This is a genomic window from Streptomyces sp. NPDC097107, assembly GCF_044762405.1.
GTDB lineage: Bacteria > Actinomycetota > Actinomycetes > Streptomycetales > Streptomycetaceae > Streptomyces > Streptomyces thinghirensis.
This window is the reverse complement of record NZ_JBIWEF010000002.1, coordinates 1-26,804: the sequence shown is the minus strand read 5'-3', so window position 1 is coordinate 26,804 and position 26,804 is coordinate 1. Positions and strand designations below refer to the sequence as shown.

At 72.5% G+C, this 26,804-nt stretch carries 21 protein-coding genes, 1 tRNA gene, 1 pseudogene and 1 riboswitch; of the genes and pseudogenes, 15 read left to right on the top strand and 8 right to left on the bottom strand.

Annotated elements, in window-relative coordinates:
* Genes ACIQ1J_RS03770 through ACIQ1J_RS03755 form a run of 4 tightly spaced genes read left to right on the top strand, consistent with a single transcriptional unit; the run spans nt 1 to nt 2,894 of the window.
* On the top strand, nt 1–1,245 hold the full coding sequence (locus tag ACIQ1J_RS03770; protein ID WP_403553868.1) for a hypothetical protein: 1,245 nt from the start codon (nt 1–3) through the stop codon (nt 1,243–1,245).
* Nucleotides 1,242–1,691, top strand: coding sequence for a hypothetical protein (locus ACIQ1J_RS03765; RefSeq protein ID WP_210962127.1), 450 nt, complete (start codon nt 1,242–1,244; stop codon nt 1,689–1,691). The genes ACIQ1J_RS03770 and ACIQ1J_RS03765 overlap by 4 nt, the downstream gene beginning before the upstream one ends.
* Complete coding sequence (locus tag ACIQ1J_RS03760) at nt 1,684–2,313, top strand: hypothetical protein (protein ID WP_403553865.1); 630 nt, start codon at nt 1,684–1,686, stop codon at nt 2,311–2,313. Before ACIQ1J_RS03765 ends, ACIQ1J_RS03760 begins: the two co-directional genes overlap by 8 nt.
* Nucleotides 2,310–2,894 (top strand): hypothetical protein, encoded by a 585-nt coding sequence (locus ACIQ1J_RS03755; RefSeq protein ID WP_403553863.1) that lies wholly within the window; start codon nt 2,310–2,312, stop codon nt 2,892–2,894. The genes ACIQ1J_RS03760 and ACIQ1J_RS03755 overlap by 4 nt, the downstream gene beginning before the upstream one ends.
* Before the next feature lie 221 nt (nt 2,895–3,115).
* Here ACIQ1J_RS03755 and ACIQ1J_RS03750 read toward each other — a convergent pair whose 3' ends face one another.
* The gene (locus tag ACIQ1J_RS03750; RefSeq protein WP_210962125.1) at nt 3,116–3,412 is read right to left on the bottom strand and encodes a GntR family transcriptional regulator; all 297 of its coding nucleotides are present in this window, start codon (nt 3,410–3,412) and stop codon (nt 3,116–3,118) included.
* Nucleotides 3,413–3,569: 157 nt separating this feature from the next.
* Between ACIQ1J_RS03750 and ACIQ1J_RS03745 the strand changes: the two genes are divergently transcribed.
* The 7 genes and pseudogenes from ACIQ1J_RS03745 (at nt 3,570) to ACIQ1J_RS03715 (ending at nt 9,180) form a co-directional block, all read left to right on the top strand.
* Entirely contained in the window at nt 3,570–3,914 is a 345-nt protein-coding gene (locus ACIQ1J_RS03745) for a hypothetical protein (protein WP_403553861.1), read from the top strand.
* Nucleotides 3,914–4,228 (top strand): hypothetical protein, encoded by a 315-nt coding sequence (locus ACIQ1J_RS03740; protein ID WP_403553859.1) that lies wholly within the window; start codon nt 3,914–3,916, stop codon nt 4,226–4,228. The genes ACIQ1J_RS03745 and ACIQ1J_RS03740 overlap by 1 nt, the downstream gene beginning before the upstream one ends.
* Before the next feature lie 101 nt (nt 4,229–4,329).
* Nucleotides 4,330–4,677, top strand: coding sequence for a DUF6247 family protein (locus ACIQ1J_RS03735; protein ID WP_403553857.1), 348 nt, complete (start codon nt 4,330–4,332; stop codon nt 4,675–4,677).
* 374 nt (nt 4,678–5,051) lie between these two features.
* Nucleotides 5,052–6,179 (top strand): annotated as a pseudogene (locus ACIQ1J_RS03730) (dihydrofolate reductase family protein); the annotation flags it as partial.
* A gap of 58 nt (nt 6,180–6,237) precedes the next feature.
* Nucleotides 6,238–6,311, top strand: a tRNA-Met gene (locus ACIQ1J_RS03725).
* A gap of 211 nt (nt 6,312–6,522) precedes the next feature.
* Nucleotides 6,523–7,752, top strand: a complete 1,230-nt coding sequence (locus tag ACIQ1J_RS03720) for a PP2C family protein-serine/threonine phosphatase (protein ID WP_403553855.1) — start codon at nt 6,523–6,525, stop codon at nt 7,750–7,752.
* 224 nt (nt 7,753–7,976) lie between these two features.
* A riboswitch (cyclic di-AMP (ydaO/yuaA leader) is annotated at nt 7,977–8,134 on the top strand.
* A gap of 11 nt (nt 8,135–8,145) precedes the next feature.
* Entirely contained in the window at nt 8,146–9,180 is a 1,035-nt protein-coding gene (locus tag ACIQ1J_RS03715; protein WP_210962119.1) for a M23 family metallopeptidase, read from the top strand.
* A 300-nt stretch (nt 9,181–9,480) separates the two neighbouring features.
* Here the strand turns inward: ACIQ1J_RS03715 and ACIQ1J_RS03710 are convergent, their stop codons facing one another.
* The 4 genes from ACIQ1J_RS03710 to ACIQ1J_RS03695 all read right to left on the bottom strand — a co-directional run bounded on the left by ACIQ1J_RS03710 (nt 9,481) and on the right by ACIQ1J_RS03695 (nt 14,520).
* Entirely contained in the window at nt 9,481–10,851 is a 1,371-nt protein-coding gene (locus tag ACIQ1J_RS03710) for a PrsW family intramembrane metalloprotease (RefSeq protein WP_403553853.1), read from the bottom strand.
* Between the two features lie 10 nt (nt 10,852–10,861).
* Nucleotides 10,862–11,662 carry a tRNA (guanosine(46)-N7)-methyltransferase TrmB gene (trmB, locus tag ACIQ1J_RS03705; RefSeq protein WP_403554784.1) on the bottom strand — a complete coding sequence of 267 codons (801 nt, stop codon included), beginning with the start codon at nt 11,660–11,662 and terminating at the stop codon, nt 10,862–10,864.
* 115 nt (nt 11,663–11,777) lie between these two features.
* Nucleotides 11,778–13,022, bottom strand: coding sequence for an L-2-hydroxyglutarate oxidase (gene lhgO / locus ACIQ1J_RS03700; protein ID WP_403553851.1), 1,245 nt, complete (start codon nt 13,020–13,022; stop codon nt 11,778–11,780).
* A gap of 76 nt (nt 13,023–13,098) precedes the next feature.
* The gene (locus tag ACIQ1J_RS03695) at nt 13,099–14,520 is read right to left on the bottom strand and encodes an MFS transporter (RefSeq protein WP_403553849.1); all 1,422 of its coding nucleotides are present in this window, start codon (nt 14,518–14,520) and stop codon (nt 13,099–13,101) included.
* Nucleotides 14,521–15,210: 690 nt separating this feature from the next.
* Between ACIQ1J_RS03695 and ACIQ1J_RS03690 the strand changes: the two genes are divergently transcribed.
* Nucleotides 15,211–17,328, top strand: a complete 2,118-nt coding sequence (locus tag ACIQ1J_RS03690; protein WP_403553847.1) for an asparagine synthase-related protein — start codon at nt 15,211–15,213, stop codon at nt 17,326–17,328.
* A gap of 111 nt (nt 17,329–17,439) precedes the next feature.
* Here ACIQ1J_RS03690 and ACIQ1J_RS03685 read toward each other — a convergent pair whose 3' ends face one another.
* Nucleotides 17,440–19,644, bottom strand: coding sequence for a sigma-70 family RNA polymerase sigma factor (locus ACIQ1J_RS03685; protein ID WP_403553845.1), 2,205 nt, complete (start codon nt 19,642–19,644; stop codon nt 17,440–17,442).
* Nucleotides 19,645–19,928: 284 nt separating this feature from the next.
* A complete protein-coding gene (locus ACIQ1J_RS03680; protein WP_403553843.1) occupies nt 19,929–20,720 on the bottom strand; it encodes a TetR/AcrR family transcriptional regulator in 792 nt (263 codons plus the stop codon).
* Nucleotides 20,721–21,093: 373 nt separating this feature from the next.
* Between ACIQ1J_RS03680 and ACIQ1J_RS03675 the strand changes: the two genes are divergently transcribed.
* Both ACIQ1J_RS03675 and ACIQ1J_RS03670 read left to right on the top strand, forming a co-directional pair.
* Nucleotides 21,094–22,473 (top strand): NAD(P)/FAD-dependent oxidoreductase, encoded by a 1,380-nt coding sequence (locus ACIQ1J_RS03675; protein ID WP_403553841.1) that lies wholly within the window; start codon nt 21,094–21,096, stop codon nt 22,471–22,473.
* A gap of 185 nt (nt 22,474–22,658) precedes the next feature.
* Nucleotides 22,659–24,299, top strand: a complete 1,641-nt coding sequence (locus ACIQ1J_RS03670) for a SpoIIE family protein phosphatase (RefSeq protein ID WP_403553839.1) — start codon at nt 22,659–22,661, stop codon at nt 24,297–24,299.
* Between the two features lie 71 nt (nt 24,300–24,370).
* Here ACIQ1J_RS03670 and ACIQ1J_RS03665 read toward each other — a convergent pair whose 3' ends face one another.
* On the bottom strand, nt 24,371–25,648 hold the full coding sequence (locus tag ACIQ1J_RS03665; RefSeq protein WP_403554782.1) for an MFS transporter: 1,278 nt from the start codon (nt 25,646–25,648) through the stop codon (nt 24,371–24,373).
* Between the two features lie 135 nt (nt 25,649–25,783).
* Between ACIQ1J_RS03665 and ACIQ1J_RS03660 the strand changes: the two genes are divergently transcribed.
* Nucleotides 25,784–26,332: a MarR family winged helix-turn-helix transcriptional regulator gene (locus ACIQ1J_RS03660; RefSeq protein WP_210962109.1), complete on the top strand. Its 549-nt coding sequence runs from the start codon at nt 25,784–25,786 to the stop codon at nt 26,330–26,332.
* Nucleotides 26,333–26,804: the final 472 nt, after the last annotated feature.

Below are 26,804 nucleotides of genomic sequence, written 5' to 3'. Positions count from 1 at the left end.
ATGGCCCGCCCTGTCGACTGGCACCCGCTGGCGGAAAGCGATCCTGTTCCCGGGTCCGCCAAGGGTATCGAGGACGAGGTCGGCCACATGGAGAAGGTCGCCAAGAAGCTGCGCGACCAGGCCGAGAAGCTCCACAAGATCGCCAAAAAAGAGGGCCTCAAGGGCAAGTACTCGGACAGACTGACCGAGGGTGCCGCAGAGCTGGGCAAGAAGCTGGACCAGACGGCAGAGCGCTACGAGGGCGTCAAGAAGCACCTGTCCGGCTGGGCAGAGGATCTGCGCAGTGTGCAGGCCGCCGCCGGCGATGCGCTGGACCTGGCGAAGACGGACAAGGAGCAGGCCGAGAAGGACCTGAAGAAGGCGACCGACAGGTACCACCACCAAGCCGATCACTATGCGTCATTGATCGAGAAGGCCATCGACGACGACCCGCTGACCGACAGTTGGTGGGACAACGTCAAGGACTGGATCGACAAGAACGCCGGCTGGCTGAAGGTCGTCATCGAGGTGGCGAGCTACGTCGCCACGGCCCTCGCCATCGCGGCGATCTTCGTCTCCGGCATCGGGATCGGCATCGTCCTCGCCGCGGGTATCGCCGTACTCGTGGCGAGAGTGGTGATGGCATCGGCCGGGCAGGGATCCTGGGCCGACGTCGCGCTGGACGTGTTCGCGCTGGCCACCATGGGCCTGGGGCGAGGTGCCGTCACCGGGCTGAAGGCCGGGCAGGCCGCGACGCGGGCGGCCGCGGCGGCGGGCGCGAAGAAGGCCGCCACGAGTGCCGCCAAGAACGGCATGAGCAAGGCGTACGGCCAGGCCGGCCGCACCCTCGCGAGCAAGAGCGCGTCCAAGGCGCAGAAGCGCGCGGCACGCGAGGCCATCGAGCAGGCGGACGCACTCGCCGCCAAGGCGGGCACCGGTGCCGAGACGGTGGCTTCCAAGGCACCGCTGCCCAAGGTCGGCAAGATGGACATCATCAAGGCCGGCGGCGACAAGGACGCGGCGGTGGCGTACAAGGACATCATGAAGACGCGGGCCGCCTACGCGGAGCACGGCGGTGTCCACGCGGCCAGCCAGGGCGCCGAGGAGTACCTGCGCCACAGCCAGCAGGTCTTCATCGCCGGACAGGGCATCGACCTGGGCGGCAAGGCCCTCGGCTCCAGTGACACGGTGACCGACAAGCCGTACTTCGCACCGTTCCAGGACTACAAGAACACGTACACCGCCGAGGTCGGGTCCACCTGGTGAGCCGACGCGAGCCGGGCGAGCGCTACTTCGAGCGCTTGCGGGAAGGAAGACGGGAGGCACAGCGCGGGCGGGAGGCAGCCGAGCGCGCCTACTCCCGGGACGTCGCCGTCGCACGCGTGATCTCGATGATCCCGCCGCTCCTCTTCTGCGCGGCCATGGTCGCGGGTGCGGCCTCGGAGGGCGTGGCGACGGCCGTCCTCCGGTACGTGCTGGGGCCCGCCGCCCTCGTCGCCACCGGCTTCCTGGTGCGGCTCGTCGTGAAGTACGCGCGCTCGCCCCAGCGGGACTCCTCGGTGCCCGTGGTGGTCTTCGGCGGCGCCCTGCTGAACTGCCTTACCGGGTTCGCGACGGGCTCCCTCGCCTACGTACTGTTTCCACTGGCCGCGCCCCTCACCCAGTGGGTGCTGCCGAGAGTCCACACGCTGCGGAAAGGCAACCGTGACTGAGCGCTCGACCACCGCCCCGCACGGCTACCAGCTGATCCTGCCGCCGGAGTGGGTCCGAATACCGATGCGGTCCGGAACCGACGAGGCGATACGGTCCGTAGTCGACGACGCCTTCGCCGAACTCCCGGCGAACGCCCCCCACGACAGGATCGGCCCGTACCGCCGCGAGATGGAGCGGCGGCTTGCCGAGGCCGTGAAGGAGGCCCGGCGCGCCGAAGCCCTGGACCTCTACCTGCCCCTCGAACGGATGCACGGCATCGCCGTCCCCGCCTCGATCGTGGTCTCGGAGATGAAGTTCCCGGAGCAGGTCGCCGTCGACCCCTCGGCCGTGGCGCACCGGCTCCTCGAAACACCGGGCCGGGGCGGTGAGACGAGCGTCGTCGAACTCGACGGCGTGCGCGCGGTCCGGACGGAGCGGACGGTCGCCGCCGACGCCCCGGGCGGCGGGGAGCTCGCCTCGCGCCGCGTCGACTACGTCGTCCCCGTCCCCGCGGACCACGGCCGCTGGCTCGGCATCGTCTTCTCCACCCTCGGCGCGGGCGACCCCGAGGACGCGATCGCCGACCTCTTCGTGGAACTCTTCGACGCGATGATGACCACCTTCCGATGGAGCCGCGCGTGAGCTGGCCGCATGTGGACTACGACACCGACCTGTGGATGAAGCTCCCGGACGCGTGGGAGACAACTCCTTGGAAAGGGCCCAAACAGTGGGCCCGCCACATGTCCGAGGCGTGGTGGGGCGACAGCGACCTCGAACCGACCCGCAAGGACCTCAAGGCCCTGGCCGCCACCCTGCAGGCCTGCGCCGAGCAGTTCCCCGGCAGCCACCCCGGCTTCGACGTCTACCTCCACCTGCCGGACCCGCGCCTGATGCCCCTGCCCGTGTACGTCGCCGCCGTCGAGGCGGACGGCGACCGCGAGGAGACCCTGCGGGCACTGGTCACCACGGAGGACCCGTACCTGGTGGAGAAGCCGCTCGTGGAGGACTTCACGACCGAGCTGCTCGGCACCGGCCTGCGTGCCCTGCGCTACACGCAGACGGAGGAGGACCGCACGATCGTCGCGGGCGTGCGGTACGCCTGGCGGGTGGAGGAGGCCGGCTGCGATGTGGTGGTCGTCGTCGCGGCTCCGGACCCGCGCCGGGTCCTCGGCGCCATGGACGACGTCGACGCCTTCGCCGGGCGGATCAGCGTGCCGGTGTAGTACGCGACACCGTGGACACGGCGTGCCCACCCGTCCTGCCAGTTCGGGCCCGGGGGACGGCAGGACGGAGGCGAGCAGCAGTCCACTGGACGGCCGGGCTGCGCTGACCGGCCGGCGCCTCTCCGAGTCCGACCTCCGCGACTGGCGCCCCGAGAAGGGGCGCGGCGGACGTAGGAAGGCCGCCGAGCAGCGGAGACCGCGCGGGCAGTGGGGCGGGACCGTCAGTCGGCGATCCCGGCCTCGCCTTCGGGTGCCGTGGACGGCAGTTGCTCCACGACGAAGGACCCCTTGCCACGGACGGTGACGATGAGTCCACGCTCGCGGAGTTCCTGTGCGGTCCGGCGAGCGGTGAGTCGTGCCACGCCGTACTCGTCGGCGAGATGGTTCTCCGACGGGATGGGCCTGTCCGGCGCCAGCTCGCCCGACTGGATCTTCTTGGCGATGACGTCGGCCAGTTGGACGTAGAGCGGTCTGGCGCTCATCGGGTCCAAGGGGGTCGGCTTGCCCTTATCGCTCATATGTCCAACGTAGGTGTGCCTTCACCTCCACGTTCGGGTGGATCCCTCTGTACTTGTATGTAGAGGGCTGCATCTGGGGGTAGCGTCAACAACTGAAGACCCCGGCGAGGTGGCTAGACCTCCCGGGGCAGGCCAACGCTTACGCAGGAGCGTCGACATGCAAGACCTTATCCGCCGCCTCACCCACTGGCTCACCCCTCTCCTCGGCCCAGGCACCGGAACCCATCGAGCAGGCGCCCTCCGGCACCAAGCCCCCCGCCCCACCCACCGCACCCCACAAGCCGCCGCCCCCGCACGCCTCCCCCTCCACCACTCCCCCCACTGCCGTCACCTCCCCCTCGACGGCGCCGCCTCCCGTCTGGTCCGCCCCTACCTGGGCGCCCATGAACAGGAAGCGGAAAGGGGCCGCCGGCGGCACCGCCGCCTCGCCCTCGTGCTCGCCGCCGACTTCGGCGTCGACCTCGATCAGCACGTCGTCGGCGCCCGGAAGGCGGCCGCCTGATGACGGCGTACACCGCGCTACGGCTCCTGCCCTGGCTGTCGCCGGAAGGCAAACCCTGCTTCCTCGCCCCCGGCGACGGGAACGGGACCGTGTCGCGCCTCGCCGACGAGACGGAGGTCCGGCAGCTCACAGAAGGGCTGGACGTGCTGCGCTCCGCCCGCCGGCTGCTCGACGACCCCGTGTCCCCGAACGCCGAGGTCCGCTACACCGCGATCCGGCTGACGGAGTGCCTCGCCGACGTGCTGAGGGTCGCGGAGTCCCGTGGCCGGCGCCTGCCCGCGACGGACGACGACACCGATGCCCTCCCGGCATGACAGCTCAGAGCCCCGGCAGTGAACCGCTCACCCAGGTTGTCGGGACGGACTATCGTCGTAGGCACAGAGCGCCGAAGGAGCGTAGAGGAGACCGTCCGGTCATGTCCGCACACGCCGCAGAACCCACGCCGGTCGTTCCGCCCATGCCCGAGCGGAACCCGAAGGCGCTGCGTGCTGCCATCGCCCAGCACGCCCCGCAGCTCCTTCCGGACTTCGACGACCACTGGCGTTGGGCCGTCGCGGACGCGTACGACATCAGCACCGTGCCCGCGTTCATGGCTCGCTGGTGGGGTGAATACGCGATTGCCAGGGACCCGAAACTCGACGCGCACATGGCTGACCTGCATCACCGTGCATCGGAGTCCACGGACCTTGCCGAGGCGAAGGCGCTTCTCGAAGAGGCCTCGCACATTCGGTACGAGAGTCAGCGCCTGGAGCCGGGCCAGTGACGGACGGCTGGTTCATGGGCCCGCCCTGGCAGATGGACTGGACGCTCAAGGCTCAGGCCACCCGCGACGCATTGCCCGAGCACGTACGGAAGACGGTCGACGCCGCGCGCGCCGAACTGGTCACGGCGAAGGATCCCTACTTCCGGGGCATCGACGCAGACATCGATCTTCCAGCAGGTATGCGGGATCAGCCGGCGCGGTCCGGCCTGCCGAAGGGCTCTCGCATCTTTACTTCGGCCACGGGCACGGCTGGCTGCGATACACCTTCGTACCGCGCACCGAGGATCCCCAGATCATTGTGGAAGAGGTCTTCTGGCAGTGACCGACGGTCACTGGCGCCGACCAGTCCGCCCGTCCCACCGGAGTGCCGCCTGATGCCCCTCCCCTACGTCCTCCTCTCCGCCGCCGTCTCCCTCGACGGCTACCTGGACGACACCGGCCCCGACCGGCTCCTGCTCTCCTCCCCTGCCGACTTCGACCGCGTCGACGAGGTGCGGGCCTCCGTCGACGCGATCCTCGTCGGCGCCGGCACGATCCGGGCCGACAACCCGCGGCTGCTGGTGAACTCCGGCGAGCGGCGCGCGGCCCGGGTCGCGGCCGGGGAGGCGGAGTACCCGCTGAAGGTGACGGTCAGCGCCACCGGCGAGCTGGACCCGGCGGCGGCGTTCTGGCACACGGGAGGCGAGAAGGTGCTCCTCACCACGGACGCGGGGGCCCGGCATGCCCACGCGCTGGGGCTCGCCGCCGACGTCGTGCCGCTCGGTGCCGCGCTCGACTGGCACGCGGGCCTGGAGTACCTGCACGACCGGCGGGGCGTGCGGCGGCTCATGGTCGAGGGCGGCGGGACCGTGCACACCCAGCTGTTGCAGCGGGAACTCGCCGACGAACTCCAGCTCGTCCTCGCGCCGCTGTTCGTGGGCGACCCGGACGCGCCCCGCCTCTTCGGGCCCGGCGCCTACCAGGGCGGGCGGCTGCGGCTGGTGGAGTCGCGGCGCGTCGAGGACGTGGTGCTGACGCGGTATCTGCCCACCGCCCCCGGCGCCGGCGGCCGCGTCACCGCCGCCGACCGGCACTGGCTGGCGCTCGCCTGCGAGCTTGCCGAGCTGTGTCCGCCGTCCGGGACGGCGTTCAGCGTGGGGGCGGTCGTGGTCGCCGCCGACGGGAGCGAGCTGGCGCGGGGGCACTCGCGGGAGGGGGACGACCCCGTCGTGCACGCCGAGGAGGCGGCGCTCGCGAAGGCCGACCCCGCCGACCCGCGGCTCGCGACGGCCACCGTCTACAGCAGCCTGGAGCCGTGCGCCCGCCGCGCCTCCCGGCCCGCGCCCTGCGCCCGGCTGATCCTCGACGCCGGGGTACGGCGCGTGGTCACGGCCTGGCGGGAGCCGGACACCTTCGTGCCGGGGGCGGACGGCAGCGGAGTGCTCGCCGCCGGGGGCGCCGTCGTCGTCGTACTGCCGGAGTACGAGGAGCGGGCGAAGGCGCCCAACCGCCACCTGGAGGGGCAGGGAGATACGGATGTGCATTCCACCCCCAAGATGACGTACAGTAGAGACACAACGGCGCGGGGTGGAGCAGCTCGGTAGCTCGCTGGGCTCATAACCCAGAGGTCGCAGGTTCAAATCCTGTCCCCGCTACTCAAGGCCGAAGGCCGGAATCCTTAAGGATTCCGGCCTTCGGTGCGTTTGCGGCGGATGCGCCGCCCTCATCCTCACCCCGTCATCCAGTCACCCGGTCGCTCCGTCACCCGATCGGCCCTCAGTGGCTCGCCCTTCGCCCCCGGTCCGGGAAACCTGGAGGACCGGGACGGCAAGCGGCGCGGACGTGCGGGGTGGCGGGAGACGAGTGGTGCGGCCAGGTGAGCTGGAGGACGAGGGAGCGTACGCCCGGGCCGGCGGCCGGCTCCCCGGCGATCCCGTGCCCGACCCCGGCCTCGGCGACGGTGCTGAACGCGTGCCGCCGCACGCGGGGCCGCGGCGACGGACCTCGTACGGGCGGGCCTTCGTACGCCTGCTCCCCATGCTGCTGATCGTCGCCGCCGTCCTGTACGACATCTTCACCCCCAGATACTTCACCGCGGGCCCCCTCTACACGGCCGCGCCCCTGGTCGCCGCGCCGATCTACTCACGGCGCGGCACGGTGCTCACCGGTGTCGCCGTGGTCGCCGCCGTCATAGGGCTGCAACTGACCAAGGGCGTCATCCACTACGTCGACTCCCTCACCGAGCTGATCACCATCGCGACGGTCGCCGTGCTCGCCGTCCTCGTGAACGGCTTCGTCCGCCGCACCGGCGAGCGCCTCGTCTCCGTCCGCGAGATCGCCGAGGCCGCCCAGCGCGCCGTGCTGCCCGAGCCCGCCGAGCGGATCGGCGGTTTCGAGATCGCCGCCTGCTACGAGGCCGCGCAGGCCGACGCCTTCATCGGCGGCGATCTGTACGCGGTGCAGGACAGCGCGCGCGGCATCCGGCTCATCGTCGGGGACGTGCGCGGCAAGGGCATGGGCGCGGTGGCCGCCGTCGCCGTGGTGATCGGCGCGTTCCGGGAGGCCGCCGAGCAGGAGGCGACGCTGGAGGCGGTGGCGCAGCGGCTGGAGCGGGCACTGGCGCGCGAGGGCACCCGGCGCGACGGACTGGACGCCTTCGAAGGGTTCACCACCGCCGTACTCGCCGAACTCCCGCACGGCGACGGGATCGTCCGCATCGTCAACCGCGGCCATCCGCCGCCCCTGCTGCTGTACGCCGACGGCACCCTGCGCCCGCTGCCCGCACGGGAGTCGGCGCTGCCGCTCGGCATGGGAGAGCTGGGCGTGTGGCCCGACCGCGCGGAGGAGGCCGGCTTCCCCGGCGGGGCCACGCTGCTTCTCTACACCGACGGACTGTCCGAAGCGCGGGACGCCCGGGGCGAGTTCTACGAACCGCACGTGCGGCTGGCCGGCCGCGTGTTCCGGCATCCGGCGGAGCTGCTCGACACCCTCGCCGGGGACGTGCGCCGGCACTCCGGGGGCGGCATGGCCGACGACATGGCACTGCTCGCCGTGCGACGCCCCTGCTCGACCCTTGATCGACGTCACCGGAAGTGACGGACCGACCGCCCTCCGCATAACAACTGACGAACTGTCAGAAAGCCGAGGCGTGAAGGGGAATACCCAAGCCCGGTCGACTCGCCCGGTTTTAACCGATCGTGAGGCGTACGTCCGGGCCGGATCCGTTAATGATCAAGAGGAACGGCTTGGAATCCGAGCCCCGCGTCTATTAACGTTCGATAACGCAGCGCGGTCGTCCCAGCCGTCACAGAAGTCGGCTCCGTGCGCACGCGCCGAATCCCGCAAGGGAACCGGGGAACCACCACATTGGGGTGAATCGGGCGTATGACGCCGTGCCAGACACGGCGGATATACGCGCGTAGGAGACCTTCCTGCTCCGAACCCGTCAGCTAACCCGGTAGGCGAAAGGAAGGAAAGGAGTACGCCCACGTGGCGTCCAACCGGCCTGCCCCCGAGGCCCCGTTCGTGCCCAGCGGGCACGACAGCGAAACCTTCGGCTACGACGGCTACCGCACCGAAGAGGGCCCTTGGGAGGAGTGGAATCCCACCGCGGACTCCATCCGCCCCGTACGCGGCCGGCACCGCGTCGCCAAGCAGCGCGGCGGTCTCGCCCGCAGCTCCACCGTTCTCGGCGTCGGTGTCATAGCCGCGGTCGGCGCGGGCGGCATGGCCAGCGCGCAGACCGGCAAGCCGCCGGTGTCGATCTCCATGCCGGACCTTCCGAACGTCGGCTCGCTCATCTCCGACGAGGAGAAGCCGGAACCGCAGGGTTCCGCCACCCCGCTCAGCGGAATCGGCACGGTCGCCGCCGAGACCTCCTCGGAGAGCGACCCAGGCGCCGGTGAGACGCTGCGGGCCCGGATCATGGCGCAGGCCGAGCAGCAGCAGGCCCAGGTCGAGACCAAGGCCGTCGCCGAAGCCGCGGCCGCCGCCGAGAAGAAGGCCGCGGAAGCCGCCGCCAAGGCGGAGAAGGAGGCCGAGGCCAAGGCCGCCGCCGCCAAGAAGAAGGCGGAGGAGGAGGCCGCGAAGAAGGCCGAGGCCGAGCGGCTCGCCAAGCTGGCCAAGCAGTACACGCTGCCGACCTCCTCGTACACCATCTCCTCCAGCTTCGGCCAGGCCGGCGCCTACTGGTCCTCCGGCTACCACACCGGCCTCGACTTCGCCGCCCCCACGGGCACGCTGCTCAAGGCGGTGCACAGCGGCACGATCACGTCGGCCGGCTGGGACGGGTCGTACGGCTACAAGACCGTGCTCACCCTCGACGACGGCACCGAGATCTGGTACGCCCACCAGTCCTCCATCAGCGTCAGCGTCGGCCAGGAGGTCACCACCGGTGACGTCATCGGCCGCGTCGGCGCCACCGGCAACGTCACCGGCGCACACCTCCACATGGAGGTCCACACCAGCGGAGGCGGCGGCATCGACCCGATGGCATGGCTGCAGAGCAAGGGCCTGACCCCCTGATCCACGCCGTTTGACCCACGCCGTGCCTCCCACGCGGTCTCCGGCCCCTTTGCCGCCCTGGTCTCCGGCGGTCCTGACGACGACCCCCCGACGTCAGGGCTGCCGGTCCGCGGGGCGAGTACCCGGGCCCGAGCGCCGCGGACATCGAGGCCGCGCCGACGCCTCGCAGGTCGATGTGGTCGGTGCTCGGGCGGCGCAGCCGTACGCTCCCTCCTCCGCCGACCCCAGCGGCGCCGGCGGCTGCTCCACCGCCACCGCCTGGGAGCCGGAGCAGGACGGCCTGCACGACCGGTACTGCCGTTACGGCCGGTAGTGGCTGGGCGGGGTGTACGGGCGGTACGGGGTGTACGGGCTGTACGCGGCCGGTGCGGGGTACGGCGCCGGGACCGTCGCGGGGGCCGTCGCCGGGTGGCCGGGCCCGTACGCGCCGTACGGGTGCGCCCAGGGCCGCACGGCCACCGGCAGGGGCGGCGCCGTGGCCCGGGCGGCGTGGTCCAGTGCCGGACGCGCCACGTCGCGTCGGTGCCACAGGGCGCCCAGCAGTTCCCGCTCTCGTACGGCGAAGTCGGCGCCCGCCCTGCCCAGCCGCCCGCGCCGGCGCAGGAACGCCAGCGAGGTCGCGTACGCCTCGTACTGCGCCACCGCCCGCGCCGCCTCCCTACCGGCGTGCCGGTGGGCGTGCCGGCGCGCGATGCGGCGGGCCCGCATCGAACCGAGCGCGTACGGCTCCATCGGTGTCAGCCACCCGGCCATGACGTACACGGGGAGTTCGGCGCGTACGGTGCCCAGTTCGCGCTGCCGGGTCCAGATCACCAGCCAGGTCAGCAGGCCGAAGGACGGCACCATGAAGGCCCCGTACACGGCGAAGAAGCCGTACTCCCCGAACGCCACCGAGCCGTTCCACAGCGCGTGCACGCCCATCGCCAGCAGCAGGCCGGCCAGGGGGAGCAGGGCACGGCGCAGGCGGTGCCGGCCCGTGGAGAGCGCGGCGATGCCGAAGCCGATGCCGGTGAGCACGGTGAAGAGCGGGTGGGCGAACGGCGACATCACGACGCGGACGAAGAAGGTGGCCGCGGTGACGGAGGCGATGCCGCTGTCGCCGGTGAGCTGGTCGGTGCCGAAGGCGTTGCCCAGGTAGAGGATGTTCTCGGTGAAGGCGAAGCCGGTGGCGGTGACGCCCGCTATGACGACGCCGTCGACGACGCCGGTGAAGTCCCGCCTGCGGAAGAGGAAGACCAGGAGCACGGCGGCTGCCTTGGCGGACTCCTCGACCACCGGTGCTATGACCGTGGCGCCCAGGGTGTCCGCGCCGGCCGGGTCGGCGGTGGCCGTCGCTATCCAGCGCGTCGCGAAGCTGTTGGCGACGATCGCTATCAGCGCTGCCGCGCAGGCTCCCCAGGCGAAGCAGAACAGCAGGTTCCGCCACGGTCCGGGCTCCACCCGGTCCAGCCAGCGGAACGCGGCCACGAGCAACGGCACGGGCAGGACCGCGAGGCCGAGCCCCACCAGGAACCCCTGCGTGCCGGTCTGTTCGCGCACCAGGGCCAGGATCACCAGGCCGGAGAGCGCGAGCAGGGTGATCAGTGCGCCGTAACGCACCCAGGGGCGCTGCCACCAGTGCGTACGCGTCCGCGTCGGCGGACGCGTCGGATACGGGGGACAGGTGGCCACGGCATGGACCCTAACCGGTGGGGGGCTGCTCCTTGTGCTGGTCGCGGTGCTGGTCGCGGTGCGACACGGAGTGCTGTACGCGGCGGAAGAGCAAGTCGTTCACCACATGACCCTTGTCCAGTCCCTGGCCCTCGAACCGGGTCTGTGGCCGGTGGGCGGGACGCGGCGCGAAACCGCCGCCCTGCACGGTGTTCTCGAAGCCGGGGTGGGCGGTGAGGACCTCGAGCATCTGCTCGGCGTACGGCTCCCAGTCCGTGGCGCAGTGCACGACGGCCCCCGGCGCGAGGCGGGTCGCGGCCAGGTCCAGGAACTCCGGCTGGATCAGGCGGCGCTTGTGGTGCCGCTTCTTGGGCCAGGGGTCGGGGAAGTAGACGCGCAGTCCGGCGAGGGAGCCGGGGGCGAGCATCTCCCGCAGGAGGATGATCGCGTCGCCGTTGGCCACCCGGATGTTGGACAGGTCGTACTGCTCCGCGAGACCGAGCAGGTTGCCCTGGCCGGGTGTGTGGACGTCCACGGCGAGGATGTTGGTGTCCGGGTCGGCGGCGGCCATCCGCGCGGTGGCCTCACCCATGCCGAAGCCGATCTCCAGGACGACGGGACGGGCGTTCCCGAACAGCTCGGCGAGGTCGATGACCCGCTGTCCGTCGATGTCCAGCCCCCACCGGGGCCACAGCCGCTGCAGTGCGTCCGCCTGCCCGGCGGTCACCCGGCTGCGCCGGGGCTGGAAACTCCGGATCCGCCGCTCGAAGTGCGACCCGGCGGGATCGGCCTTCGGCCCGTCCGGGAAGCGGGGCTCACCCTTGGCACGGATGTGCCGGAGGGAGGCACCGGCGTGGGGGGCGGCAGGCTCGGGGGCGGCCGGCTCCTCGGCGGCGGGCCGGCGAGCGTCGGAGGCGTTGCGGAAATCAGACACAGTGCCCTCAATTTTACGGGCGGCCGAGCATGGCCAGCGCCCTGCGCCCCACCTCCCGCCCGATCGGCAGCGCCGCTGTCGCCGCGGGCGACGGCGCGTTCAGGACGTGCACGGCGTGGGCGCCCTCGCGGATCAGGAAGTCGTCCACCAGCGTGCCGTCCGCCAGGACCGCCTGCGCCCGCACTCCTGCGGGCGCCGCCACCAGGTCCGCCTCCGTCACCGCGGGGAGCAGCCTGCGTACGGCCGTGGTGAACGCCGCCTTGGACAGCGAGCGCCGAAGCTCGCCCGCCCCGTACTTCCAGTGCCGCCGGGCTATCCGCCACGAGCCCGGCCAGGCCAGCGTCGCGCCCAGCTCGCGGGGCCGCAGCACGCCCCAGCCGTAGCCCTCCCGGGCCAGCGCCGGTACCGCGTTGGGGCCGACGTGCACGCTTCCGTCGATGCCGCGGGTCAGGTGCACACCGAGGAACGGGAACGCCGGGTCCGGCACCGGATAGACCAGCCCCCGCACCAGCTCGGGCCGCGCCAGCTCGTAGTACTCGCCCCGGAAGGGGACGATCCGCATGCCGGGGTCGTCGCCCGTCATGCGGGCGATCCCGTCGCAGTGCAGCCCGCCGCAGTTGACCAGGACCCGGGCGCGGATCACCTCCCCGGAGCGGGTGCGCACGGCGGCTCCTAGGCCCGGGCGGCGGTCGATGTGCCGTACCTCGGCGCCGTAGCGGATCTCCGCGCCCGAGGCCCGGGCCAGCTGCCGGGCCACGGCGACGTAGTCGCAGATCCCGGTGGTGCCGACGTGTATGGCGGCGAGGCCGCGCACCTCGGGCTCGTACTCCGGGATCTGCGCCGCGCCCAGCTCGCGGACCGGTATGCCGTTCTCCCGGCCGCGCTGCACGAGGGCGTGCAGGCGGGGCAGCTCGGAGCGGTCGGTGGCGACGATCAGCTTGCCGGTGACGGCGTGGGCGATGCCGTACTCGGCGCAGAACTTGACCATCTCCGCCGCGCCCCGCACCGCGTAGCGGGCCTTCAGGGAGCCCGGGCGGTAGTAGACGCCGCTGTGGATGACGCCGCTGTTGCGGCCCGTCTGGTGCCGGGCCGGTCCCGGCTCCTTCTCCAGCACCGTCACCCGGGTGCCCGGCGCGGCGCGTGTGATCGCGTACGCCGTCGACAGGCCGACGATTCCACCGCCGATCACCAGCACGTCGCAGTCGTACGCGACGCCGTGCGCGATGCCCTGCGCGGTCCCGGCCCGCACTCGTTCCATCTTCCGGCCCACCTCCCGGCTTCGATAGTGCACTGCGCCACTGACAGCGCCCTCAAACCCGGGAGGAGGCGGTGGATCAGGCCGGGGTCACCAGCAGTGGCCGGGCGCGCTCGCGCAACTCGACCACACGCGGCTCGTCGCCGTACGGCTCCAGGCGGTGGAGGAGATCCTTCACGTACTCGGTGGTGCGGGCCGAGGAGATGCGGCCGGCGACCTCGACCGCCCGCACGCCCTGCTCGCAGGCGGCGTCCAGATTGCCCGACTCCAGCTCGGCCACCGCCGAGACGACGAGTCTCAGGCCGTGCGAGCGTACGAACTCCTCCGTCGGTTTCGACAGGGCCTGCTCGGTGAAGCGGCGGACCTGGCGTGGTGCCTTCAGGTCGCGGTAGCACTCGGCGGCGTCGGCGGCGAACCGGTCGTAGGAGTAGAAACCCAGCCACGTCGGGTCGCTGTCGCCGGGACGGGCGCGCTCCAGCCAGCTCTCGGCGGCATTCAGGGCCGCGCCGGCCGCCACCGCGTCGCTCGCGCGCGCGTGGGCACGGGCCTCGACCAGGCGGAAGAAGCTCATGGTGCGGGCCGTGGCCAGGCCCCGGTTGCGCTCGAGGGCGGCCTGCGCGAGATCCACGCCCTCGTCGCCGAAGCCGCGGTAGGTGGCCTGGAGCGACATGGAGGCGAGTACGTAGCCGCCCAGGGGGACGTCGGCCGCCGCGCGGGCCAGGCGCAGGGCCTGGATGTAGTAGCGCTGGGCGGCCTCCTGCTGGCCGGTGTCGAAGGCCATCCAGCCGGCCAGGCGGGTCAGCTCGGCCGAGGCGCCGAACAGGGCGCGGCCGACCTCGTCGGAGTAGGAGCCGAGGAGCAGCGGAGCCGCCTCGACGCGTAAGCACTCGGGGACCATCGAGGAACGCCAGTCGCCGCCGCCGTACTTGGAGTCCCAGCGTCGGGCGTCCTCGGCGGCCTCCCGCAGCTTCTGCACATCACTGTGGCCGACTTTGAGCGGTGCGCCGGAGCCCTCGGCCGGGCTCGCGTCACGCGCCACCGAGCTGTCGGCCGGGGTTATCAGCCATCGCGAGGCGGGCGTGGCGTACGCGCTCACCGCGAACGAGCCGGCCAGCGACTGCCAGATGCCGCCGCCGGCCCGGCGGCCGGCGAGGTCGAGACGGTACAGCTCGGTGGCGGACCTGACCGCCTGGCCGACGTCCCGGGGGAAGGCGAGGCCCACTTCGGGAGCGGGATCCGCGTCCGCCAGGCCGATCTCGTGGAGCGGCACCGGGCGGCCGAGCTTCTGGCCGATGGCGGCGGCGATGAGGTGCGGCGCCGCACCCTGCGGCACCATGCCCTTCGACACCCAGCGCGCCACCGACGTCTTGTCGTAGCGAAGAGTCAACCCGCGTTGGGCGCCAAGGTCGTTGACGCGCCGGGCGAGTCCTGCGTTGCTGATTCCCGCGAGGGCGAGAACGGCGCCGAGTTTTTCGTTCGGCCCGCGTTGCTCCCTGGACATGCGCCACCCCTCGACACAGACGGCTGTCGCGCTGGCATAACCACGCGGCATTCGTAAACCCAGCGTAGTTCGCCGGATCCCATGCGTTAAGAGGCATTGTTCCGGATGGCGGGATTGTGGTCCGTACTGAAGTGCGGTGTCTGCACGGTCTGTTGCCACACGCTCCCGCTGTGTGGCCGTGCGCCCGCCCGTGCGCTCTTCTCCGGCCACGGGGGGAGCGGTTCCATGAGCGATGCGTGGGTCGGCCCGCTGTACTGGATCCAGCGGGCTGGGGGACGCCGCCGCCTACATCCCCGCGGGCGGCGGACCGGTCCGGGGGGCATGCCTCGCCTCCCGGACCGCGCACCGCCGGTCGGTGCGCAAAGCCTGTACGGAGCGTGTTCGAACGTGTCCGCGTGACGCCGATTTGGCTGAAAATCGACCCTGGTGCTTTCGGGGTACTACGGCCCTCACCATGGAAGTTGAGGGCGCGTCGGGGAGCCAAAGGGCGCGTTGCGGGGGCGCATTCGCGTCGTCTTCGCGCCCTCCGAGGCGGTGCGGAGAAGTGGCCGGCGTTCTCGCGTGAGTCTCCGCGAGGGCGCATCCACGGGAGCACATGCGGCTCCGCCGCTGCTCTGCGGCGCGCCCTTCATGGCAGCATGGGACCAGTTCGTACGGTGCACTGGTTGTCCCCAGCCTGTGGAGGCGTCGATGCGGTGGTTGGTGGGGTGGAGCAGCGCCGCCGTGGGAGCAGCGGGATTCGCCGGAGCGGGCGGCTTCGCGGGCGCCACCGGCTACGACGGCGAGACCGTGCAGCCCGTGGGCGCCCAGCTGTTGTGGGGCGATCCCGATCCGCTGTGGGCGGTCGGCGACTGGCGCCCCGACGAGGTGCGCGTCGTCACGGCCGACCCGCAGACCAGGGTCGCCGTCCTCGGCATCTGCGGCGCGACCGACGAGCAGCTGCGCGTCGGACTGTTCGCCGCGCGCGGCGGAGCCCTTCGGCACCTGACGGCATGGCCCGGCAGCTACACGGCCGTCGTCCAGGCCGGCCGGCGGATCACCGTCTGCGGTGATCTCGCGGGCGTGCGGCCGGTGTTCCACACCCCCTGGGCGGGCGGCACGGCCTACGCGACGGCCGCGCTGCCCCTGGCCGACCTCATCGAGGCCAACCTCGACTTCGGTCACCTCGCCGCGCTGCTCGCCGCGCCCGACGTGCCGGCCGCGCTGGACGACTCCACCCCGTACGACGGCGTGAAACGCATTCCGCCGGGGCATGCGCTGATCCTGCGCGCCGGGGCGCGCGAGATCGCCGGGTACGAGCAGGTGACCTCGCTCGCCGTGGCGGCGCCCTCGGCCGACCCCGACCGGGCCGTGGACGGCGTGCGGGACGCGTTGGTCGAGGCCGTGCGCACACGTCTCGCCGCCCCCCGGCACGTTCCCGGGGACGGCATCGACCCGGGGCCGGTACCCGGCATGGGACCGGCGGAACGGCGCGCCGCGCGCGGGATGCCGGTCCCGGGGATCGGGGCCGACCTGTCCGGCGGACCGGCCTCGGGCACGCTGGCGCTGCTGGCCGCCGGACTGCCGGGGATGCCGGGGACCGTGCTCGGACACGGCACGGGCGCGGGGGAGCGGCTGCTCGCCGTCACCTTCAACGACCTCGCCGTCGGCGGGCAGGAGGCCGAACTGGAGCGGGCGGGCGCGCTGGCGGCCAACCCGAGGCTGCACCACGTCGTGGTCACCGGCGGCGAGGACGTCCTGCCGTACGCCGCGCTGGACGGGCCGCTGACGGACGAACCGGGCTCGTGTCTCGTCGCGGCGGCACGGCACCGGGCGCGGCTGGCCGCGGGCAGCGCGGACCACTTCACGGGGTACGGGGCACGGCAGGTGCTGGACGCCCATCCGGCGCGGCTCGCCGACCTGCTGATGGACCGCAAGCGGCGCCATCTCGTGCGGCCGGTCGCCGCGCTGGCCAAGGCCGACGGTTCGGTGCTGGTCCCCGCGCGCGTGTACGCCGCGGCGCGGCGGCTGGCGCGGACCCCGTACCGCACCGGCCTGGAGGTGCTCTCCGAACGGCTGTTGCGCCGGCGCTTCGACACGCCGGGCGACGGTGCGATGGAGGCGTCGCTCGCGGTGCTGTCCTGGGCCGGGCCGGGGCCCGCGGCGCGGTGGCTGACCGGAGAGGCGCTGGCTGAAGTATCGGTTCGCCTCCAGACGTCCTCGCAGCGTTCCGGGGTGGGGCCGGGGCAGCGGCCGGGTGACTTCCGCGCGCGTGCGGCGCTGGCGCGGCAGGCCGCGGACGTGCGGGTACTGGAGCAGGCCGCCGAGATCCGCTTCCAGCGACTGCACACGCCGTTCCTCGACAACCAGGTCGTCCGCGCCTGCCGTGCGCTGCCGGAGGCGCTGCGGGTGCAGCCGGGGGCGCGGGCGTCGATTCTGCGGACGGTGCTGGAGGGGGCGGGGGTGAGCGATCTGCCGAGCGGCTGGGGGGCGCCCACGCAGGGGCTGGCGGCTTCCGCCGCGCGGACGGGGCTGCGGGTCGCCGCCGACTCCCTGCTGGGGCTCTTCGACACGCCGCTGCTCGCGGAGGCGGGGCTCGTGGAGGCGCGGGTCGTGCGCAAGGCGGTGCGTGCGGCGGCCGCGGGCGAGAAGCTGCCCCTGGACGGGCTGGCCGACCTCGTCTCCCTCGAACTGTGGCTCCGCCGCCTCCTGGCCCGCCGCGGCACCTGCTGGACCGGCACCCCGGCCCGCCAACGCGCGGTACCGGCGGGCATCGCGCCGCAGCGGGAGGCGCTGGGCGGGGCGGGGGCGGTTTCGCGGCGGGTCTGACGGGGCGGTCGTGCGGCGGTCTGACGGGGGCGCGGGCGACCAGTACAGCTAGCGCGTGTGCTGGTGCGTGGGCCGGGCCGGCCGGCTCCCGCAGCGGGTCCCGGGCCTGCCCTACTCGCAGGTGAACCGCGACCGCGCCCAGTCCGCGAGCGCCACTGTGTCGAAGGGGCCGTGCGGCTCCACCACCAGCCGTACGGTCTCGCGCCCCGAGATGTCGACATGCACGGGCACCGCCGGGTCCCCGCCCTCGACCGTCCCGGAGCTCCACAGCCGGACGCCGTCGGCGTGCACCGAGAAGCGGACCTCGCCCAGCCTCATCGTCAGGTCGTCGACGCCGACCAGCGCGTCGTAGGACGAGCAGGAGCGGTTGAGGTCGATGGTGACGGAGGACCGTCCGTGCACCGTGACGCCGTGTGCGTACCGTTCGCCGCCGATCGACAGGGCGGTCCGTTGCCAGACCCAGCTGCTCCCGGCCAGCCGCATCTCGGGTCCGGCCCCGTCGCCGCCCACGTCGTACGCCAGCTCGCTCCACTGGTAGACGGTCGGGGCGGGCGGTGGTGTAGGGACCGGGGCCGGGGGCGGCGGGGGAGCGAGGGGCGGCGTCGGGGCCGGGGTCTGGCTCTGGGTCGGGGCCGGGCTCTGGGTCGGGGTTGGTTTCGAGGTGGGGGAGGGCTTGGGCGAAGGGGGCGGCGACGGCCTGGGGGTGGAGGCCGGGGACGGGGGCGGGGGCGAGGGAGGCTCGGGTGCGGTCAGCGGTGGGTGCGGGCGCGGTGTCCGCGTCGAGGGCGCGGGCGTGTCCGGGGCCGGCTGGGCCACCGGTGAGGAGGCGGGCGGGGCGGCCTTCGGCGGCTGCTCCTCCGGGGCGTCGTCGCCGACCAGCGCGAAGACCAGCGCCGCCGCCGCGGCCACCGCAACCACACCGGCCGCGATGCCGGCCTTCACCGGCGCGCCCAGCCCCTCGGAGGCCGCCGCACCGCCTCCGGCACCCGCGCCTCCGGCACCCGCGCCTCCGGACGTGCCGCCGCCCGTCGTGGCCGCCGCGCCGGCGGCACCCGCCGCACCCGCGCCTCCGGCGACGATCCCCGCCGCCTTGGCGTATCCGGCGGCGCCGAACCAGCCGATGACCGCGACCGGCACCACGCCGGGAATCCCGCTCGCGACCTCCTTGATCTGGCCGGCGGCCAGCCGGCACCTGGCGCATTCGGCCAAGTGCTTGCGCAGGCCCCGTTCGGCCCGGGTGCGCAGCCTGCCGCGTGCGTAGGTGCCGAGCTGGTCGGCGTAGCGGGCGCACTCCTCGTCGGCGGCGAGGGCATCGCTGACATGGGCCTGGAGATAGGCCTGCTTCAGGCCCTCGCGGGCCCGGCTGGCAAGTACGCGCGTGCCATTGGCGTCCAGCCCGAAGAGCACGGCCACCTCGCTCGGTGACTCGTCCTCGACCTCGGTGTGCCACAGCACGGCCTGCCACCGCTCCGGCAGGGAACGGAAGGCCCGCATGGCCATCGACTGCTCGGCCTCGTGCATGGCCCGGACGTCGGCGCCCAGTTCCAGGGTGTCGTCGTCCGCCACCTTGGTGGTGTGCGCGGCCTGTGCGGCGAACACCGCGAAGTCGTCGACCAGTTGCTCCCGCCCGGCCGACCGGGTCCAGCCGGCGGCGACGCGCCGGACCGCGGTGAGCAGGTAGGCGCGCACGGCGTGCTCCGGGCCCGAGCCGCCGCGTACCGCCTGGAGCATGCGGGCGAAGACCTCGGCGGTGAGGTCGTCCGAGGTGTGGGCGTCGCGACAACAGGTACGCGCGTACCGGCGCACCGCGTCCGCGTGGCGCCGGTACAGCTCCTCGTAGGCCGTGTCGTCACCCGAGCGCATCCGCTCGATCAGCTCGGCGTCGGGCAACGGCATGTCGCGGAGCGGAGGCAGGACGCCGCCGTCGTGCGGGTCGTGCAGGTCGTGCGGGTCGTGCAGTTCACGGGGCGGGGGCAGGACTCCGCCGCCATGCGGCTCGCGCGGCGGGGGCAGCACGCTGTCCTCGTGCAGCTCACGCTGCGCCGGGACGCTGCCCTCCGCGGGGATGCCACCTTCCGCCGGCCCACCGCCATTCGCGGGGAAGCTGTTCTCCGCCGGCCTACTGCCCTCCGCGGGGGAGCCACCTTCCGCCGGCCCACCGCCATCCGCAGGAACCCGGCCGTCCACAGGAAATCCGCCCCAAGGGCCCCGAGCCGGTCCACCTTGGCCCGGCACCTGCGGCGGGTCGCCGGGACCGGTGTCGCCGGGTCCGGCCTCACCGTCACCGAGTGACCCGTCCCGCCCGTCAACGCTCATCGCGGAAAGCCTCCGCCACCGGCCCAGCCTGTCCCGAACACCGGGACAGCGTGCCATATTGGCTTTTGGTCAGCACTCCGCAGTACGGGCCGTCACTCGTCCGTGGGGACTTGCCGCGACGCGGTAATAACGCTCAGCCATTCGGGGAAGAACAAGGTGCCCCGTCCGGGCAGGCGTTGAGCGAGACGCGTGGAGTCCCCGACACGGCCCGCCCGCCCCTCCTCACCCACGCACGCGGCCATCACCCACGCACGCGGCCATCACCCACGCACGCGGGCACCGCGTCACGCCGGTCGCGACCGCAGCCCCTCCAGCAGGATGTCCAGCAGCCGGGACGAGGCCGCCGCCTGCTGTGCCGCGTCCGGCAGTGAGGGTGCCGCCGTGGCTATCACCAGCAGCACATCCGACACCGACACGTCCGGCCGCAGCTCACCCGCCGACCGCGCCCGCTCCACGAGCCGGCCCACGACCTCCAGCAGCGCCGCCGCACCGTCGTCGTGCGCACCGGTGCCCGACGCACCGACGGGCGCGGACCCCTCCGACACCAGCCGCAGCTCGCCCGAGCCCGGCTGTACGCGCTGCTGCGGCACCCGCGGCTCTCCGGCCACGGCACCGCCACCACCGGCGCCGTCGGCACCGTCGTCCGACACCCCGACCCGCAGCACCCCCGGCGGCAGCAGCCGCCCGGCGCCCGAGGCCACCGACGTCCGGAGGAAGCGCGACAGCGCCGACCACGGCTCGTCCTCCTGCCCGAGCGCCGCCCGGGCCTGGTCGGTCAGCCGGGCCGTCTCCTCCTCGGCTATCCGCCGCACCAGGACGTCCTTGCTCGGGAAGCGCCGGTACACCGTGCCGACACCGACCCGCGCGCGCCGTGCCACGTCCTCCATCGGCGCTCCGTACCCCAGCTCGCCGAACACCTCCCGCGCCGCGCGCAGCACGTGCTCCAGATTGCGCTGGGCGTCCACGCGCAGAGGCGCGGTCCGTGATTCCCCGCGTGCGCCGCCCGTCGCCGCACTCATCGCGCCACCAGGCGCGACAGTGGACGCGGACGACCAATGAGAGCCCTGAACATGCATGACAATCCCCCGGTAATGACGTCTCCCCCCGGAGACTCTCCCCGCCATCGAAAGCCGGAGTGCGCGGAACAGGCCCGGATCGGGGGCCCGCCCGTCGCGGACCCGATGAGCACATCCCCCTGCACACCGTGGGAAAGAACATAGTTGAGCGGGAGTCAATTCAGAAGGGGCACGTTCCGCACGGAGCGCCCACCGATCGGAGTACGGATCGTATACGCCCCGGATGTGCCGCCTTCCTCCCCCGCTCGCACCCCCGCTGACCTGCATGACCACCCCGCACCACGGCGATCCGGGCCACCCCGCGCCGTCCCGGTCTCCGATCACACAAATCGACGAGCCTGTGGACAAACGCAAGCGCCGGGTGCGTCATGGGATGGTGAAGGAACGTGCGCGCATTCTCGTTGTCGGCGGCGGCTACGTCGGGATGTACACGGCCCTGCGTCTGCAGCGGAACCTGAGAGGCGAACTGAGGCGGGGCGAGGCCGAGATCACGGTCGTCACCCCGGACCCCTACATGACGTACCAGCCGTTCCTCCCAGAGGCGGCGGCCGGCTCGATCTCCCCCCGGCACGTCGTCGTGCCGCTGCGCCGCGTCCTCGACCAGTGCCACGTCGTGATCGGCGAGGCGCGGTCCATCGACCACACGACGCGCACCGCCACCATCACCACCCTCGCCACCGGCGAGGAGAAGACGGGCGCCCGCCGGCTGACGTACGACGAACTCGTCCTCGCGCCCGGCTCGGTCTCCCGAACCCTCCCCGTCCCCGGCCTCGCCGACCACGGCGTCGGCTTCAAGACCGTCGAGGAAGCCATCGGCCTGCGCAACCACGTCCTGGAGCAGATGGACATCGCCTCCTCCACCCGCGACCCCGCCATCCGCGACGCCGCCCTCACCTTCGTCTTCGTCGGCGGCGGCTACGCGGGCGTGGAAGCCCTCGGCGAGCTGGAGGACATGGCCCGTTACGCCGCGCGGTACTACCACAACGTCACGCCGGACGACATGAAGTGGATCCTCGTCGAGGCGTCGGGCCGCATCCTGCCCGAGGTCGGCGAGGACCTGGGCCGCTACACCGTCACCGAACTGCGCCGCCGCAACATCGACGTACGCCTGGACACCCGCCTGGAGTCCTGCGCGGACCGCGTCGCCGTCCTCAGCGACGGCGCCCGCTTCCCCACCCGTACGGTCGTCTGGACGGCCGGCGTCAAACCCCACCCGGTCCTCGCCGCCACCGACCTCCCCCTCGACGACCGCGGCCGGCTCGCCTGCACCCCCCACCTGTCCGTCGACGGCGCCGCACACGCGTGGGCCGCGGGCGACGCCGCAGCCGTCCCCGACGTCACCGCCCCGGAACCCGGCCGGGAATGCGCCCCCAACGCCCAGCACGCCGTCCGCCAGGCGAGGGTCCTGGGCGACAACATCGCGCACGCCCTGCGCGGCGAGCCCCTCGAGACGTACGCGCACAAGTACGCCGGCTCCGTCGCCTCCCTCGGCTTCCACAAGGGCGTCGCGCACGTCTACGGCCGCAAGCTGAAGGGGTACCCCGCGTGGTTCATGCACCGCGCCTACCACCTGAGCCGGGTCCCCACCGTCAACCGCAAGGCGCGCGTGCTGGCCGAATGGGCCCTCGCCGGACTCTTCAAAAGGGAGATCGTCTCCCTGGGTTCACTCGAACATCCACGAGCGGAGTTCGAACTCGCGGCCGGTGGAAAGCCTTCTCAGGAACCTCCGCGCAACCCGAAGGGGTCGTCCTGACCGGAGTCAGGAACTCCCCCGGCCGGGCCGACGTCCGACGGATGTCGGCCCGGCCGGCACCTACCCTGCCAGACTGGTCCACCACCGCGGGTGCGCCACCGCTCGCTCCCGCGCGGCCCCGGGCCCCGGTCGCTCCCGGACCGTCCCGGTCCCCGGCCGCCGACAACTACACGAGGCAAGGATTCGTGAACTTCACGCGCTGGAGCGCCCGACTCCCCGGAACGCAGCGCCGCGCCGCAGCGCGGACCGACACGACGGTCTCCCCGGACCGGCGGAGCGACGGCTCCGTACCCTCCGCCCGCGCCGAACAGCTGACCGACGAGGCCCCGCCCGTCCCCGCCGTCGACGACCTCCCCGTGCGCGACGTCCTCGACCGCGTCCCGGCCCTCGTCGCCCTCGTCCACGGCCCCGACCACCGCCTCGCCTACGTCAACGACGCCTACGTCACGGCCTTCGGCACCCGCCGTCCGGGGAAACGGGCCCGCGAGGCCCTCCCCGAACTGGCCGAGCTGGGCCTCTTCCCGCTCCTGGAACAGGTCCAGCGCAGCGGCAGGCCGCGCACCCTCAAGTCCCGCAAGGCCCCCGACGGCCGCTCCTACACCTTCACCTGCACCCCGGTCACCGAGGGCGGCAGCGGCGGCGTACTCGTCTTCGCGACCGACGTCACCGACCACGCCGAGGCCGCCGCCCGCCTGCGCGCGAGCGAAAGCCGCCAGCGCGAGACCGCAGTCACCCTCCAGCGCTCCCTGCTGCCGCAGGAACTCGAGGAACCCGACGACCTGCGCGTCGCCGCCACCTACCACCCCGGCGGCACCGAGGCCGCGGTCGGCGGTGACTGGTACGACGTGATCACCCTCGGCGGCGGCCGCACCGCCCTGGTCATCGGCGACGTCATGGGACGCGGCGTCCGCGCGGCGGCGGTCATGGGCCAGCTCCGTACGGCGGTCAGGGCCTACGCCCGCCTGGACCTGCCCCCGCACGAGGTGCTCCAGCTCCTCGACGGCCTCGCCACCGAGATCGACGCCAACCAGATCGCCACCTGCGTCTACGCCATCCACGACCCGAACGAGGGCCGGCTGGTCTACGCGTCCGCCGGGCACCTGCCCATCCTGGTCCGCGACGAGAACGGCAACGTCCAGCGCGCCGACGAACCCACCGGCCCCCCGCTCGGCACCGGCGGCTGGGTGCACTCCTCCGGCTCGATCGCCCTGACCCCCGGCTCCACGGCGGTCCTCTACACCGACGGCCTGGTGGAACGCCGCAACGAAGACCTCGACGAGGGCATCGCCGCCCTGGAGCGCGCCCTGTCCGGCGCGACCGGCACGCCCCAGGTGGTCTGCGACCGCCTGGTCCGCTCGGCGGGCGTCACCCCGGACCACGACGACGACGTCGCCGTCCTGGTCCTCCAGCACCCCGCCCGCAAGGGCGCCGACGCCGAGCGCTTCCGCAACGCCGCCCTGGAACTGCTCGGCGGCGTGGAGGCGGCCCCACGCGCGCGTGCCTTCGCCTCCGGTGTCCTGACCAGCTGGCGCTTCCCCACCGAGCTGCACGACCTGGGCGTCCTGGCCACCAGCGAACTGGTCGCCAACTCCCTCCAGCACGGCACGCCCCCCATGCGCCTGCGCCTGCGCCGTACCGACCGCCGCCTGATCATCGAGGTCACCGACGGCGACGACCACCTGCCCAGACGCCGCCGCGCAGAACCCGGGGACGAGTCCGGACGGGGCATCGCCATCGTCGCGACGATCGCCTCCAACTGGGGCTCCAGGCGCACACCCGGGGGCGGCAAGGCGGTCTGGTGCGAGTTCGTCCTGCCGAAGCCGTGAACAGGGACCGGGACCGGGATGGGACAGTGACGGGGCAGTGACCGGGGCGAACCCTTCACTGCCCCGCTCGCTCACGCCTCCGCGGCCGCCACCGACTCGGCCGGCGCCCCGCTCTGCGTGACCACCCGGCTCCTGGCGAGCGACGGCTGGTTCTGCACGTCCGTGAGCTGCCGCCCCAGCCGCACCGCCAGCACCGTGATACCCAGCGAGAACAACAGGAACGCCACGATGTACGGCGCGTGCAGCGAGGCCCCGAGCGGCCCGCCCACCGCCGGCCCGATCGCCAGCGCGAGCTGTTTCACCAGGGCGAAGGCGGAGTTGTACTGTCCGGCGAGCCCGGCCGGCGCCAGATCGGCCACCAGCGGCGCCACCGTCGGCGACAGCAGCGCCTCACCCAGACCGAACAGCGCGTACGTCGAGATGAAGGCGGCCGTCGCCATCGCCTGGCTGCCGTGCCCGAGCCCGGCGTAGCCGGCCACGGCCCACGCCACCGCCCAGATCAGACCCACGGCGGCGATCACGCGGGACCGCTTCCGCCGCTCCACGAATTTCAGCACCGCGAACTGCGCGACGACGATCACCAGAGTGTTCGCCGCCAGTGCGGTGCCCAGCGTGGAGGTGGAGATCCCCGCCGCCTCGACGCCGTACGCGCTCAGCCCCGACTCGAACTGCCCGTAGCAGGCGAAGAACAGCACGAAGCCCAGCACGCACAGCTGCACCATGGCCCGGTTGCCGAGCAGCTGCTTCCAGCTGCCCCCGGCGGACCGTCCCGGCGTCTCCTCCATGCGCGGCGCGCGCGGTGTGCGCACCGTCGCCATGACCGCGACCAGCACCAGGAACATCGCCGCCTCGATCGCGAACAGCAGCGTGAAGGACGCGGCGCTCGACGTGTCGACGAGATGCCCACCGATGAGCCCGCCGACCCCGAGCCCCAGGTTCTGCAGGAAGAACTGCGTCGCGAACGCCCGTGACCGCGTCTCGGACGGCGAACAGTCGACGATCATTGTCGCGAGCGCCGGCTGCATCACGGCCTGTCCCGCGCCCAGCGCGGCGGCGGACGACAGCACGGTGGCCGCCGAGGCCGACAGCCCCAGGCTCAGCGCACCGAGCGCGGCGGTGACCAGGGCGGCGAGAAGTACCGGCAGCGGGCCACGCCGGACGATGGCCCGCCCGGCGAACGGCAGCACGACCAACGCGGCCACGGCGAAGACGGCGAGCACGAGACCCGCCGTCACAGAACCGAGCCCCCGTACCTGCGCCACATAGACGTACAGGTAGGGGACCGTGAAGCCGAGCCCGAACGCGCTGAGTGCGTTGCCCACATGAATCCGGCGCATCGCTGCGCCCATTGCCCTGGTCACGTTCACCCTCTCTGGGTCGATGCTCCATCCGTTAGGAGTGAAGACTTAGAAGCTAAAGTTCGAAGCTAAAGAGTACACAGCGAAGGACTTCGAGGCAAAGGAGTCGCGTGCCATACTGCGGCCATGGGCGACACCTCCGGCGCCGGCGAGCCGACACTCGAAGAGCAGATCGCCGCCTACCAGCGCGAGTTCCGCGACCTCGACCCGCAGGTCGAGAAGATCGTCTCGGCGCTCTCCCGCCTCAACCGCCGTATGAACGTCGCGTACGGCCGGCAGACCGCCGAGCTGGGCATCAGCAACACCGACTGGGAGGTGCTGAAGGCGCTCGTCCTCTCCGGCGCCCCCTACCGCCTGGGCCCGGGAGACCTCGCCAAGCGTCTCGGTCTCACCCCGGCCGCGATGACCCACCGCATCGACCGCATGGTGGGTGAGGGGCTCGTCACCCGGGACCGCGACGAGTCCAACCGGGTCCGCGTCATCGTCGAGCTGACGGCGGAGGGTCGCGAGAAGTGGCTGGAGGCGATGCGCCTCGCCTCGGTCTTCGAGGAGGACCTGCTCCAGGACCTCTCCGCGGACGACCGGACCGCACTGGGTGACGTCCTCACCCGCCTCCTGCGCAGGGTGGAGTACGCCCAGCCGGACGCGGGCGGCCGGCTCAGCGACCTCGATTAAAGATCTTGACAGGTGTCCTTGACAGCCCCTTACGGGATCCGTAAGGTTCTTCGGGTTGCCACGGGGCCGTAACGGTTCTGCGGTAGCACCTCCCGCCGCACCAGCGGCAACCAAACCACCAGCACGATCTCCCAGTGGGAATGGCTTCGGCGTGCCCGAATTCAATTCCGATTGGGGCTCGACGGTCCGATCGACCTCGATTGGGAATCGCCGAGAAGGTCCGCTAAGGTTTGAGACGTCGGAACGGCCCAACAGCCGCGAGGACAACCCCTCTGACGGGGAATCAGAGCCCGAAAGGATCTGATAGAGTCGGAACCGCCGGAAAGGGAAACGCGAAAGCGGGAACCTGGAAAGCACCGAGGAAATCGGATCTGAACGATCTGATAGAGTCGGAAACGCAAGACCGAAGGGAAGCGCCCGGAGGAAAGCCTGAGAGAGTCTCTCGGGTGAGTACAAAGGAAGCGTCCGTTCC